This is a genomic window from uncultured Kocuria sp., assembly GCF_947500125.1.
GTDB lineage: Bacteria > Actinomycetota > Actinomycetes > Actinomycetales > Micrococcaceae > Kocuria.
In genome coordinates this window covers 22,315-35,736 of sequence record NZ_CANMRA010000035.1, presented here as the reverse complement: position 1 = coordinate 35,736, position 13,422 = coordinate 22,315, and the positions used below count along the sequence as shown (strand labels likewise).

Below are 13,422 nucleotides of genomic sequence, written 5' to 3'. Positions count from 1 at the left end.
CGCCGCCTGGCTCCACCACCAGGACGACGACCATGGCAAGCGAAAACCGTAGGGTGACCCCTTTCCCAACACTTACTCAGAGGACGGGACCGCCCACGAACGGGTCCACGGCGAGGGCGAGGAACACGAAGGTGATGTAGGCGATGGAGCCGTGGAAGACGTACATCGCCTGCTTGTCCGTGGGCCGGCCGGCCACCGCGAGGGCGTGCAGCTTGTGGCTGTGGCCCACGAACCACGCGCCCGAGGCCAGCGCGGTCACCGCGTAGACCCACCCGGCGCCGCCGACGGGCACGAGCAGCAGCGAGCACACCACCGTGGCCCACGCGTAGAGGACCACCTGGCTGCCGACGGTGCGGGCCCCGGCCACGGCGCCCAGCATGGGGACGCCGGCACGGGAGTAGTCGTCGGCGTACTTCATGGACAGCGGCCAGTAGTGCGGCGGGGTCCACAGGAAGATGAACAGGAACAGCACGAGCGCGGGCCAGTCGAGGCCGCCCGTGACCGCGGCCCACCCGATGAGCACCGGCATGCACCCGGCGACCCCGCCCCAGACGATGTTCTGGGCGGTGCGGCGCTTGAGCACGATCGAGTAGAAGACGGCGTAGAGGAAGATGGCCACCGCGCCCAGGACACCGGCGAGCACGTTGACGCCGATCGTGAGCCAGGCGACCGACACGGCCGTGAGCGACCACGCGAAGACGAGGGCCTCCCGGTCGGTGACCTCCCCGGTGACGAGCGGGCGCTTGGCCGTGCGCTTCATCACCCGGTCCTCGTCCCGGTCGATGTAGCAGTTGAAGGCCCCGGCCGCCCCCGCCGCGAGCGTGCCGCCCACGAGGGTGTTGAGGATGAGCCACAGGTTCGGCATGCCCTGCTGGGCGAAGATCATGGTCGGCACGGTGGCCACGAGCAGCAGCTCGATGATGCGCGGCTTCATCAGGGCCACGTAGGCCCGCAGCTTCCGGGAGGCCGTCATCCGCCCCGCCGGGCGGGGCTCCACCGCAACACCCGTGTGCCCGTTGCCGAGGACGGCTCGTCCTGCGGGTCCCGACGTCTCGAGTGAGTTCACAGAATCATTGCTCCCGGTTGCGGTGGTGTTCCCCCGGCTCCGTGCGCGAGGACGGCCCGGAGACGGTGCGTCGCCGACACACGGGTGCGGTCGGCGCGGCAGCCCGCGGGCGCGGAAGAAGGTCCTATACAGCATAGCGCGTGGCGGCGCCCGTCCCCGCTCCGGACATGACGGGAATGACGCCCCGGGCCCCCGCAGCCGGTGCCGTCCGTCACACGGCCGAAATGCACGTGACCTAAGCTGGACCCAAACCGCCGGTCGGCAACCGGCACCCGTTGCGCACGGCAGCGGTTCCCAGCAGAAAGGGCCCCGAATCTTGGCGACCGAACTCGATCAGAAGCTGACCTGGACCGAGCAGGACCAGCGTGCCGTGGACACGGTGCGGGTGCTCGCCGCGGACGCGGTGGAGAAGGTGGGCAACGGCCACCCGGGCACGGCGATGTCCCTGGCCCCGGCGGCGTACCTGCTGTTCCAGAAGGTGATGCGCCACGATCCCACCGACGACCGGTGGACGGGGCGGGACCGGTTCATCCTCTCCCCCGGCCACACCTCGCTGACGCTGTACCTGCAGCTGTTCCTCTCCGGGTACGGCATGGAGCTCGAGGACATCGAGTCCCTGCGCACCTGGGGCTCGAAGACCCCGGGGCACCCCGAGTACCGGCACACCACCGGCGTGGAGATCACCACGGGCCCGCTGGGCCAGGGCCTGGCCTCGGCCGTGGGCTTCGCCTACGCCCAGCGCTACACCCGCGGGCTGTTCGACCCGCAGGCCCCGGCCGGGGACTCCCCGTTCGACCACATGGTGTACGTGATCGCCTCCGACGGGGACCTCCAGGAGGGCGTGACCTCCGAGGCGTCCTCGCTGGCCGGTGTCCAGGAACTGGGCAACCTCGTGGTGATCTACGACCAGAACCACATCTCCATCGAGGACGACACGGACGTGGCGTTCACCGAGGACGTGCTCGCCCGCTACGAGGCCTACGGCTGGGACGTGGCCCGGGTGGACTGGACGAAGACCGGGGACTACGTCGAGGACGTCGAGGAGCTCTACGCGGCGATCCGCGCGGCCAAGGCCGAGACGTCCAAGCCCTCGCTGATCGCCCTGCGCACGATCATCGGGTGGCCCGCACCGAAGAAGCAGAACACCGGGGGCATCCACGGCTCCAAGCTCGGGGCCGAGGAGGTCGCCGCCACCAAGGAGATCCTCGGCTTCGACCCCGAGAAGTCCTTCGTGGTCGAGGACGAGGTCATCGCCCACACCCGGTCCATCCAGGACACGATGGGCGAGGTCCGCGCGGCCTGGGAGCAGGACTTCGACGCGTGGCGCGACGCCAACCCGGACAAGGCTGCCCTCTACGACCGGATCCGGGCCGAGGAGCTCCCCGAGGACTACGCCGAGGCCTTCCCGGTCTTCGAGGCCGGCAAGGACGTGGCCACCCGGGCGGCGTCGGGGAAGGTGATCAACGCGATCGCGGAGACCTTCCCCGAGCTGTGGGGCGGCTCGGCGGATCTGGCCGGGTCCAACAACACCACCATCGAGTCCGCGCCCTCCTTCATCCCGGAGGCCCGATCCACCGACAAGTGGACCGGCAACCCCTACGGGCGGGTCCTGCACTTCGGGATCCGGGAGCACGCCGCGGCGGCGATCGTCAACGGCATCACCATGTCCTCCCAGACACGGGCGTTCTCCGGGACGTTCCTGATCTTCTCCGACTACCAGCGCCCGGCCGTGCGCCTGGGCGCGCTGATGAAGGTCCCCTCGATCTACGTGTGGACCCACGACTCCATCGGCCTCGGCGAGGACGGGCCCACCCACCAGCCGGTGGAGCAGCTGTCCTCCCTGCGCGCCATCCCCGGGCTCGACGTGGTCCGCCCGGCCGACGCCAACGAGGTGTCCGTGGCGTGGCGGACGATGCTGGAGAACCGGCACGGCCCGGCCGGGATCGCCCTGACCCGCCAGAACGTGCCGACCTTCGCCCGCACCGATCTGCACCCCGACGCGGAGACCGAGTTGTTCGCCTCCGCCGAAGGTGTGGCCCGCGGCGGCTACGTCCTGGCCGACGCGCCCGAGGGCAAGGAGCCGGACGTGATCCTGATCGGCACCGGCTCCGAGGTGTCCCTGGCCGTGGAGGCCCGCGAGCAGCTCAAGGCGCAGGGGGTGGCCGCCCGGGTGGTGTCCATGCCGTGCCGGGAGTGGTTCGACGCCCAGGACGCCGAGTACCGCGAGTCCGTGCTCCCGGCGGCCGTGAAGGCCCGCGTGTCCGTGGAGGCCGGGATCGCCATGTCCTGGCGCGACCTCCTCGGCGACGCCGGCCGCGCCGTGTCCCTGGAGCACTTCGGGGAGTCCGCCGACTACGAGACCCTCTACCGCGAGTTCGGCATCACCGCCGAAGCCGTCACCGCCGCCGCCCAGGAATCCCTCGCCGCGGCGCAGGCCACCGCCTCCGTGGGCCGCTGAGCCCCGGCGCGCACCGACCGACCACTTTTCCCCGAGCACGAGGACTGACACGCACATGACCACCCCCACCCAGAAGCTCTCCGACGCCGGCGTCTCGATCTGGCTCGACGACCTCTCCCGCGAACGCCTGACCTCCGGCGGGCTGCAGCAGCTGATCGACGAGAAGAACGTCGTCGGCGTGACCACGAACCCGACGATCTTCGCCGCCGCCCTGGCCAAGCACGACGCCTACGAGGACCAGGTCAAGGAGCTCGCCGCCGCCGGCACGGACGTGGACGAGGCCGTGCTGGCCATCACCACCGACGACGTGCGCGACGCCTGCGACCTCTTCGCCCCGATCGCCGAGGCCACCCAGGGCGTGGACGGGCGGGTGTCCATCGAGGTGGACCCGCGCCTGGCCCAGGACGCCGAGGCGACCTCGGCCATGGCCCAGCGCCTGTCCCAGACCATCGACCGCCCCAACGCGCTGATCAAGATCCCCGCCACCGAGGCGGGCCTGCCCTCGATCACCGCGACCATCGCCGAGGGGATCTCCGTCAACGTGACGCTGATCTTCTCCCTCGAGCGCTACCGCGCCGTCATCAACGCCTACCAGCTGGGCCTGGAGCAGGCCCTGGAGAACGGCAAGGACCTGGCCGGCATCCACTCCGTGGCCTCCTTCTTCGTCTCCCGCGTGGACTCCGAGATCGACAAGCGCCTGGAGAAGATCGGCACCGACGAGGCCGCCGCGCTCAAGAGCCAGGCCGGTCTGGCCAACGCCCGGCTCGCCTACCAGATCCACGAGCAGTCCCTGGAGACCGAGCGCTGGGAGCGGCTGGCCTCTGCCGGGGCGAACCCGCAGCGCCCGCTGTGGGCCTCCACCGGGGTCAAGGACCCGTCCCTGCCCGACACCCTGTACGTGACCGGGCTGGTGGCCCCGAACACCGTCAACACCATGCCGGAGAAGACCCTCGAGGCCACCTTCGACCACGCCGAGGTCACCGGGGACACCGTCACCGGCGCCTACGCGGAGTCCAACGAGCTCCTGGACCGGATCGCCGGCGTGGGGATCTCCTACGACGAGGTCGTCGCCCAGCTCGAGGCCGAGGGCCTCACCAAGTTCGAGGACTCCTGGACGGAGCTGCTCGACACCGTGCGCGCCGCCCTCGACAGCGCCCGCTGAGCCCGTCCCGTCCTGACACGAGTTCCGTCCGTGCTGCCCGACCCGAAGGAGAACCCATGAGCTCCCTGTCCGTCCAGACCTCCGGCGCGGCCCGCGAGGCCGTCGACCGGCACGTGCCCGCGCTGGTGGGCGACAGGTTCGCCTCCCAGCTCTTCGCCCAGGACCCCACCCTGTGGGGCGCCGCGGCCGAGGACGAGTCCGCCAAGCGGCTGGGCTGGGTGGAGGCCGCCGAGGTCTCCCGCCCGCTCGTCGCCGAGATCACCGCGCTGCGCGAGGAGTTCGCGGCCGAGGGCGTGGACCGGTTCGTGCTCGCGGGCATGGGCGGGTCCTCCCTCGCCCCCGAGGTGATCACCCGGACCGCGGGTGTCGAGCTGTTCGTGCTCGACTCCACGGACCCGGAGATGGTGGGCGCGGCCCTCGCCGACCGGCTCGAGCGGACGGCCATCGTCGTCTCCTCCAAGTCCGGCTCCACCGTGGAGACCGACTCGGCGCGCCGGGTCTTCGCCAAGGCCTTCCAGGACGCGGGCATCGACGCGGCCTCGCGCATCGTGGTGGTGACCGACCCCGGCTCGCCCATGGAGGCGTCCGCGCGGGAGGCCGGCTACCGCCGGGTCTTCACCGCCGACCCCACCGTGGGCGGGCGCTTCTCCGCGCTGACCGCCTTCGGCCTGGTCCCCTCCGGCCTGGCCGGGGTGGACGTCGGGGCCCTGCTCGACGACGCCGACGAGGCCGGCGAGGTGCTGCGCGAGGACGCCGAGGACAACCCCGGTCTGCACCTGGGCGCGGCCCTGGGCGGGACGCAGCCCCTGCGGAACAAGCTCGTGTTCCGGGATCTCGGCTCCGGGATCGTGGGCTTCGCCGACTGGGCGGAGCAGCTGATCGCGGAGTCCACCGGCAAGGAGGGCAAGGGCGTGCTGCCCGTCGTCGTCGGCGCCGGGGACGCGCCGGAGGCCTCCTCGGGGGCCGCCGACGTCCTGGTCGTGGAGCTGGTCGGCGTGGACGAGGAGGAGGCCCCCGAGGGCGACGTGGTGCGGGTCTCCGGCTCGCTCGGCGCGCAGCTCATGCTGTGGGAGGTCGCCACGGCGGCGGCCGGGCGGCTGCTCGGCATCAACCCGTACGACCAGCCGGACGTGGAGTCCGCCAAGAACGCCACCCGCGCCCTGCTCGAGGACAAGCCGCAGCCCACGGCCGCGGACGTGGTGGACGGGCCCGTGGAGCTCCGCGGGGCGCAGGAGCTGCTCGACGGGACGCGCACGGTCGAGGACGCGCTGGCCAAGCTGCTCGCCCAGCTGCCGGAGACCGGCTACCTGTCCGTCCAGGCGTACTTCGACCGGCTCGCGTGGGCGGACCTGGAGAGCATCCGCCCGGTCCTCGCCCGGGCCACCGGCCGGCCCGTGACCTTCGGCTGGGGCCCGCGGTTCCTGCACTCCACCGGCCAGTACCACAAGGGCGGGCCGGCGGAGGGCGTGTACCTGCAGATCACCGCCGCCTCGGAGACGGACCTCGACATCCCGGACAGCCCGTTCAGCTTCGGCGAGCTCATCTCGGCCCAGGCCGACGGCGACGCGCAGGTCCTCGCCGACCACGGCCGGCCCGTGCTGCGGCTGCGGCTCGCCGATCGCGCCGCGGGGGTGGCACGGCTGCAGCAGGCCGTCGACGCCCTCGGCGGCTGACCCGGTCGGAGCGGCCGGACCGCTGTCCTAGAATGGGAGCACGCCACGGTCGGCGCGGGAGTCCCGCGCCGACCGTTGCGCGTGCAGGCCCCCGTGGGTGCCGCGGCCCCGCAGAGACGTGAAGGAGTTCCGTTGCCAGACAACAACGCCCGCAATCCCTTGCGGGACCCGAGGGACAGGCGGCTCGTCCGGGTCGCCGCCCCGTCGGCGCTCGTGCTCTTCGGCGTGACGGGAGACCTCGCGAAGAAGAAGCTGCTGCCGGCGATGTACGACCTCGTCAACCGGGGACTGCTGCCGCCGTCCTTCGCGCTCGTCGGCTTCGGCCGCCGCGACTGGTCGCACGAGCAGTTCCGGGAGGTGGTGCGCGAGTCCGTCGAGGCCCACGCCCGCACCCCGTTCCAGGAGGACGTGTGGCGCCAGTTCGCCTCCGGCGTCCGGTTCGTGCGCGGGGAGTTCGACGAGGACAAGGCCTACGAGGCCCTGAAGTCGACCCTCAAGGACCTCGACGTGCACTCCGGGACGCGCGGCAACCACGCGTTCTACCTCTCGATCCCGCCCAAGGCGTTCGAGACGGTCTGCCAGCAGCTCGCCGACCACGGCCTGGCCCAGCACGAGAACGCCTCGGGGTGGCGCCGCGTGGTCATCGAGAAGCCCTTCGGCCACGACCTCGACTCCGCGGCGGAGCTCAACGCCATCGTCGAGCGCGTGTTCCCGGCGGACTCGGTGTTCCGGATCGACCACTACCTGGGCAAGGAGACGGTCCAGAACATCCTGGCGCTGCGCTTCGCGAACCAGATGTTCGAGCCGCTGTGGAACGCGCAGTTCGTGGACCACGTGCAGATCACCATGGCCGAGGACATCGGCATCGGCTCCCGCGCCGGCTACTACGACGGCGTGGGCGCGGCCCGCGACGTCATCCAGAACCACCTGCTGCAGCTGCTGGCCCTCACCGCCATGGAGGAGCCGCTGTCCTTCCAGGCCCATCACATGCGCGCGGAGAAGGCCAAGGTGCTCGCCTCCGTCGTCGTCCCCGAGGACCTCGCGGCGCACTCGGCGCTCGGGCAGTACGAGTCCGGGCTGCAGGGCGGCGAGCGGGTGCGGGCCTTCCTGGAGGAGCAGGACATCCCCGCCGACTCCCGGACCGAGACCTACGCGGCGCTGCGCCTGGACATCAACAACCGCCGGTGGGCGGGCGTGCCGTTCTACCTGCGGGCGGGCAAGCGCCTCGGCCGGCGGGTGACCGAGATCGCGGTGCAGTTCAAGAACTCCCCCAACCTGCTGTTCGGGGACAACGGCCACGAGGACCTGGGGCAGAACGTCATCGTGATCCGGATCCAGCCCGACGAGGGCGTGACCATCCGGCTGGGCTCCAAGGTGCCCGGCACGCAGTCGGAGATCCGGGACGTGACCATGGACTTCGGCTACGGCCACTCGTTCACCGAGTCCAGCCCGGAGGCCTACGAGCGCCTGATCCTCGACGTGCTGCTCGGGGAACCACCGCTGTTCCCCGATCACGAGGAGGTCGAGCTGTCCTGGCGGATCCTCGACCCCTTCGAGGAGTGCTGGGAGCAGCAGCAGATCATGCCGGAGCCGTACGCGCCGGGGTCCTGGGGACCCGCCGGCGCCGACGAGCTGCTGGCCCGCGACGGACGCGTCTGGAGGCGACCGTGATCGTTTCGATGGAGAACACCACCACCTCGGCCATCGACAAGAAGCTGAACCAGCTGCGGGACCAGCACGGCGTCGTGACGCTCGGCCGGGTCCTCACGCTGGTGATCCTCGCTCAGGCCGGGCACTCCGAGGCGGCGCTGGAGGCCGCGAACTTCGCGAGCCACGAGCACCCGTGCCGGATCCTCGTGCACGTGGCGCACTCCCAGGCCGAGAGCACCCGCCTGGACGCCCAGCTGCGCATGGGCGGTGACGCGGGCGCCTCCGAGGTCATCGTGCTGCACGGCTACGGCGAGCTGGCCGAGCCCACCGAGACCCTGTTCTCGGCGCTGCTGCTGCCGGACGCGCCGATCGTGGCCTGGTGGCCGCACGAGGTGCCGCCGCCCTCGCCCCACACCTCGTCGATCGCCGGGATCGCCCACCGCCGGATCACGGACTCCGCGCGCAGCGACGACGCCTTCGAGACGCTCGCGGAGCTCAGCGCCCGCTACGTCCCGGGCGACACGGATCTCGCGTGGACGAGGGTGACCAACTGGCGCATCCAGCTGGCCGCGGTCCTGGACCAGGCGGAGCCCGCGCCCGTGCGCGAGGTCGTCGTCGAGGGGTCCGGCCGCTCCCCCAGCGTGGTGCTGCTCGGCACGTGGCTGGGCACCCGGCTCGACGCCGAGGTGACGTTCGTCAACAACGCGGGGCCGCGGCGCCTGGACCGGGTGACCCTGGTCCGGGACGACGGCGAGATCGTGCTCGAGCGTCCGGGCCGGACCGTGGCGATGCTGCGCCAGCCGGGCCAGCCGGACCAGCAGATCGCCATGCCCGTGCGGGACCTCAACGCCTGCATCGCGGAGGAGCTCCGGCGGCTGGACCCCGACGAGGTCTACGGCGAGGTGGTCACCACCGGGCTGCGGGACGTGCGCGTCGCCCAGGTCGTGGACACCACCGGGGAGCTCACGCCGGGCGCCGCGCGGTTCCTGGCCGAGCACGGCGGAGGCCGCCCGGACCAGGACCGGCCGGGCCCTGCTGCGCCCGACGACGCCGCGGACGTGGTCCTCGACCTGCCCGGGCAGGAGCCCGCCGGGGCCCGGTCCGCCGAGCCGTCCGTCCCGGCCCCCGGAGAGGAGAGCGCATGAGCGCCGAGCTGGAGACCGTCCCGCACCCGGACAAGGAGTCGCTCGCCGCGGACACCGCGGAGCGGGTCCTCGACGTGGTCGTGGCGGCGCAGGAGGAGCGGGGGGAGGCGAGCCTCGTGCTCACCGGCGGGAGCATGGGCACCGCGGTGCTCGCGGCGCTCGCCGCCTCCGCCCGCCGGGACGAGGTCGACTGGTCACGGGTCGACGTGTGGTGGTCGGACGAGCGGTTCGTGGCCGACGACAGCCCCGAGCGCAACTGCGTCCAGGCCGTGGAGGCCGTGGGCGGGGCCCTGTCCCTGAACCCCGACCGGGTCCACTACGTGGGCAGCACGGACGACTTCGACACCGCCGAGGACGCCGCCTTCGACTACCGCCGCGAGCTCGCGGCCGCCGCCGACGCGCAGCACCGGACGGAGCCCTTCCCCCGGTTCGACCTCTCCCTGCTGGGCCTGGGCCCCGACGGTCACGTCGCCTCGCTGTTCCCGGGCCTGCCGCACGTGCACGAGCCGGACGCCACCGTGCTGGGGGTGCAGGACTCCCCCAAGCCCCCGCCGGAGCGGGTGACCATGACGCTGCCGATGATCAACAGCGCGCAGCGGGTCTGGTTCCTCGTGGCCGGGGCGGACAAGGCCGAGGCGGTCGCTGCCGTCCGCGGCGGATCCCCGCTCGAGCGCACGCCCGGCGCCGGGGTGCGCGGGGCCGAGGAGACACTGCTGCTGGTCACGCGGGACGCCCTCGGCGCCTGAGGACCCCGCTCACGCGCCGGGCCGCCCCGCCGCGCGTGACCGGGCGGTAGTCACGCTCGGGTGACGGCCGTGGCGGCATGCTCGCTGACGACGCCACGGCACCGGAGCGGCCGGCGAAGCAACGGCGCCCGGGGTGCTGGAGATCCTGGGCACCGACCGCGACGTCCGGTCGAGCGCGGAAGGACGGTGAGCTCATGTCCCCGTTCCGTCCTGTCCGGGTCAGCACTGGCCTGGCCGCCGGCGCCCTGGTCGTGCTCGCGGCCTGCGGCCGGACCGGACCCGACGACGGCGCGGCCTCGGACAGCAGCTCCCCCACGGCCGGGCGGACCACCGTGCAGGAGCAGGACCGTTCCGCGCGGCCCCCGGACGGCTCCACGGCCCCTCCGGGCACCGGGGACCGCTCCGCGGACGGCACCCAGGACGGCACCGGGCGTGCGGGCGGAGGCGCCGCCGGAGGCGGGGAGGACCCCGGTGACGGGGCCGACGCCGGAGGCGGGACCGACGCCGGAGAGCCCGACGCCGGAGAGCCCGGCGGCGGCGGTGCCCCTCCGGCCCCTCCCCGCGTCGCTCCTGTGATCGGCGGGCTGCCGATCGGTCCAGTCGGTCCCGGGGAGCCGGGGTGGTACGTGGCGCTGCGCGCGGGCACGTGCGACGAGGAGAGCCTGGCCGGCGCGAGCGCGCAGGCCGCCGCCTCCCTGCTGTGCCGGGCCGCCGAGACCAACGACGAGGCGCTGTGGGCGCAGGGGGCGGCGGCCCTGGCCACCGCCCCGGCACCGGAGAGCTGCCACGACGTCGCCGCCGTCGCCATGCTGGCCCGCCTCGTGCAGTTCCACCAGGACCATCCCCAGGACGTGCCCGTGCTCGGCGACACGCCGGGCACCGCGTGTCCCCTGTCCGTCACAGGACTCGCGTCCGCGCCGGAGGAGGCCGGCGGGCCCGCACTGCCCGTTCCGGCCTGCGGAGGCGTGCCCGTCCACCTGCGCGGGAACGTGCAGGACCCGGCCCTGCCGGTCGGCAGCGTGCAGTACGTCACGGTGGGCCCCGTGCCCGTGCCGATCCAGTGGGGAACGACCGGCCCGTTCTTCGTGGCGCCCCCGGCACCCGTCCCGGAGGCGGGAGGTACGGCGCCCGTGGCCCTCGCGGGCTCCGGCTACGCCCTCGAGGACCCGGCCCTCAGCACGGTCTCCCTGGAGTACGCCCCGGGAGCGACGACGTGTCCGGCACCCGCCTCCTGACGGGCCGCCGCTCCCGCGGCGCCGGGCGGGCCCGATGACGGAGACCGCTGCGCCGACCCGCTCGGCCTGGTCGCACGTCGTGGGGATCGTCTCCGTGGTCGGTCCGCCGGCCACCGTGGTCACGGCCCTGGTCTTCTACTTCGGGTGGGCGCGCGCGAAGGCGCAGGCCGAGTGGATGGGGCTGCACGTCAACCTGTTCGGCTACACCACGCGGGACTTCGCGCTGCTGAGCATCAGCGCGCTGTACCTGCCGCTGCTGCTGCTGGTCGCGCTGGGGCTGGTGTGGGTCTGGCTGGACCGGGTCCTGCGCCGGCGCGTCGACCGGGGCACGGCCGGCCGGTGGTCGACCACGTTGCCGCGGGCGGCCCTGGTGGGCGCGGGGGCGCTCATCGTCCTGATGGTCGTCCTGCTGTTCACCGAGCGCGTGTACAGCCCGCTGTACGCTCCGTACCTCATCACCGCCGGCGTGCTCGCAGCCGCGTGGGCGGTCCGCGTCCGCCGCTACGCCGCCGGCGACGACCCGCGGCGGACCCCCGAGCAGCGGGCCGTCGAGGCGACCCTGGTCCTGGTCCTCGTGGCGCTGCTGCTCTTCTGGGGGACCTCGAACTTCGCCGAGGCCCGCGGGCGGGGTCTGGCCGAGACGCTCGAGGCGAACCTGGCGTGGCAGCCCCGGGCGCAGGTCTACAGCCGGGAACCCCTGGGGCTCGACGTCCCGGGGGTCACGACCCAACAGCTGGGCACGGAGGACGCCCCGCTGTACCGCTACGACGGGCTGCGCCTGCTCACCGTCAGCGGGGGACGGTACTTCTTCCTCCACGAGGGGTGGTCCGTCGAGAAGGGCACCGTGGTGGTGCTGCCCGACGACGCCTCGTTGCGGGTGCAGTACGGGCGCTGAGCAGCCCGGGCGGGGCCGGATCCACCGGTCCGGCCCGCACTCGGGAGAGCGACCGTCCGGGGCGGGGCGGGCGGTCGCCCCCCAGCGCGAAGACCCCGGGCTCCCCGGCCGGCCACGGAGGTGGTCGGGCGGGGAGCCCGGGGGTCGTTCGGGGAGCGGTCGGCTCAGACGGCCACGTCGGCGAAGCGCATGGTCAGCGCGTAGGCCGCGATCGACAGGGCCCACACCACGGCCGTGGCGGTGGTGAGGCGGACCAGGTTCTTCTGCGCCACGCCGGAGGTGTTGAGGGACTGGGTCATGCCGCCGCCGAACATGTCGGAGAGGCCCCCGCCCTTGCCCTTGTTGAGCAGGACGAGGAGAACGGCCAGGAGGCTCGTGAGCACGATGATCGCCAGGAGCACGTTCTGCAGAATTTCCACTGGGGCCTTCCCTCGGGGTGTCCGTCGAGCCGCAGCGCCCGGCGGGCGCGGACGTTCAGGGGGTCGTGATCAGTCGGTCACGAGGTGCTGCTCGAACCTGGCAATGCTAGCAAACTCCTCGGCGTCGAGGCTCGCGCCGCCGACGAGGACGCCGTCCACGTCCTTGCCCTTGAGGATCGAGCCGGCGTTGGCGGCCTTCGCGGAGCCGCCGTAGAGGATGCGGGTCTTCGCGGCGGTCTCGGCGTCGTAGAGCCCGGCCAGCTCGGCGCGGATGGCGGCGGCCATCTCCTGGGCGTCCTCGGGACCGGCGACCTCGCCGGTGCCGATCGCCCAGACGGGCTCGTAGGCCACCACGAGCTCGGCCACCCGGTCCGCCTCGAGGCCGGCGATGGAGCCGCGCAGCTGCTCGAGCGTGAAGGCGACGTGCTCACCGGCCTGCCGGACCTCGAGGCCCTCGCCGACGCACAGCACCGGGACCAGGCCGTGGCGGTGGGCGGCGGCGATCTTGGCGTTGCACAGCTCGTCGGACTCGCCGTGGATGGTGCGGCGCTCGGAGTGGCCCACGAGGACGTAGGTGCAGCCGAGCTTGGCGAGGAACTGGCCGGAGACGTCCCCGGTGTAGGCGCCGGAGTCCTGGTCGGAGAGGTCCTGGGCGCCGTAGACGACGCGCAGGTCGTCACCGTCCACGAGGCTCTGCACGGAGCGGAGGTCCGTGAACGGCGGGAAGACGGCCACCTCGGCGCGGGAGTAGTCGTGCTTCGCGTCGTCCAGGGTCCACGCGAGCTTCTGCAGCAGGGTGATGGCCTGGGCGTGGTCCATGTTCATCTTCCAGTTGCCGGCGATCAGCGGCGTGCGGTCGAACTGACCGTTGGTCTGCGAGGTCATCGGGGACTCCTGTCCGCGGCGGGTGCGCCGCTCGTCGTGCGTTTCGGCAGTGGTGCGCTGGGCGGCGGGGGCGACCCGGGGCGTGCGG

At 72.9% G+C, this 13,422-nt stretch carries 11 protein-coding genes; 8 read left to right on the top strand and 3 right to left on the bottom strand.

The window, feature by feature from the left end; all coding sequences use genetic code 11:
- Nucleotides 1-76 precede the first annotated feature (76 nt).
- Complete coding sequence (locus Q0817_RS17370) at nucleotides 77-973, bottom strand: heme o synthase (RefSeq protein ID WP_298591147.1); 897 nt, start codon at nucleotides 971-973, stop codon at nucleotides 77-79.
- 409 nt (nucleotides 974-1,382) lie between these two features.
- Between Q0817_RS17370 and tkt the strand changes: the two genes are divergently transcribed.
- The 8 genes from tkt to Q0817_RS17330 all read left to right on the top strand — a co-directional run bounded on the left by tkt (nucleotide 1,383) and on the right by Q0817_RS17330 (nucleotide 12,030).
- On the top strand, nucleotides 1,383-3,524 hold the full coding sequence (gene tkt / locus Q0817_RS17365; protein ID WP_298591141.1) for a transketolase: 2,142 nt from the start codon (nucleotides 1,383-1,385) through the stop codon (nucleotides 3,522-3,524).
- A 55-nt stretch (nucleotides 3,525-3,579) separates the two neighbouring features.
- Nucleotides 3,580-4,686, top strand: coding sequence for a transaldolase (gene tal, locus Q0817_RS17360; RefSeq protein WP_298591140.1), 1,107 nt, complete (start codon nucleotides 3,580-3,582; stop codon nucleotides 4,684-4,686).
- 56 nt (nucleotides 4,687-4,742) lie between these two features.
- Nucleotides 4,743-6,359 (top strand): glucose-6-phosphate isomerase, encoded by a 1,617-nt coding sequence (locus tag Q0817_RS17355; RefSeq protein ID WP_298591138.1) that lies wholly within the window; start codon nucleotides 4,743-4,745, stop codon nucleotides 6,357-6,359.
- Between the two features lie 159 nt (nucleotides 6,360-6,518).
- On the top strand, nucleotides 6,519-8,030 hold the full coding sequence (zwf, locus tag Q0817_RS17350) for a glucose-6-phosphate dehydrogenase (RefSeq protein ID WP_298591145.1): 1,512 nt from the start codon (nucleotides 6,519-6,521) through the stop codon (nucleotides 8,028-8,030).
- Nucleotides 8,027-9,154, top strand: a complete 1,128-nt coding sequence (locus Q0817_RS17345; protein ID WP_298591136.1) for a glucose-6-phosphate dehydrogenase assembly protein OpcA — start codon at nucleotides 8,027-8,029, stop codon at nucleotides 9,152-9,154. Before zwf ends, Q0817_RS17345 begins: the two co-directional genes overlap by 4 nt.
- Nucleotides 9,151-9,900 (top strand): 6-phosphogluconolactonase, encoded by a 750-nt coding sequence (pgl, locus tag Q0817_RS17340; protein WP_298591134.1) that lies wholly within the window; start codon nucleotides 9,151-9,153, stop codon nucleotides 9,898-9,900. Before Q0817_RS17345 ends, pgl begins: the two co-directional genes overlap by 4 nt.
- Before the next feature lie 194 nt (nucleotides 9,901-10,094).
- Nucleotides 10,095-11,135: a hypothetical protein gene (locus tag Q0817_RS17335; protein WP_298591132.1), complete on the top strand. Its 1,041-nt coding sequence runs from the start codon at nucleotides 10,095-10,097 to the stop codon at nucleotides 11,133-11,135.
- A 34-nt stretch (nucleotides 11,136-11,169) separates the two neighbouring features.
- On the top strand, nucleotides 11,170-12,030 hold the full coding sequence (locus tag Q0817_RS17330; RefSeq protein ID WP_298591130.1) for a hypothetical protein: 861 nt from the start codon (nucleotides 11,170-11,172) through the stop codon (nucleotides 12,028-12,030).
- A gap of 164 nt (nucleotides 12,031-12,194) precedes the next feature.
- Here Q0817_RS17330 and secG read toward each other — a convergent pair whose 3' ends face one another.
- Together secG and tpiA are read right to left on the bottom strand one after the other, a co-directional pair.
- Entirely contained in the window at nucleotides 12,195-12,449 is a 255-nt protein-coding gene (gene secG, locus Q0817_RS17325; protein ID WP_298591128.1) for a preprotein translocase subunit SecG, read from the bottom strand.
- A 69-nt stretch (nucleotides 12,450-12,518) separates the two neighbouring features.
- The gene (gene tpiA / locus Q0817_RS17320; protein WP_298591126.1) at nucleotides 12,519-13,334 is read right to left on the bottom strand and encodes a triose-phosphate isomerase; all 816 of its coding nucleotides are present in this window, start codon (nucleotides 13,332-13,334) and stop codon (nucleotides 12,519-12,521) included.
- Nucleotides 13,335-13,422: the final 88 nt, after the last annotated feature.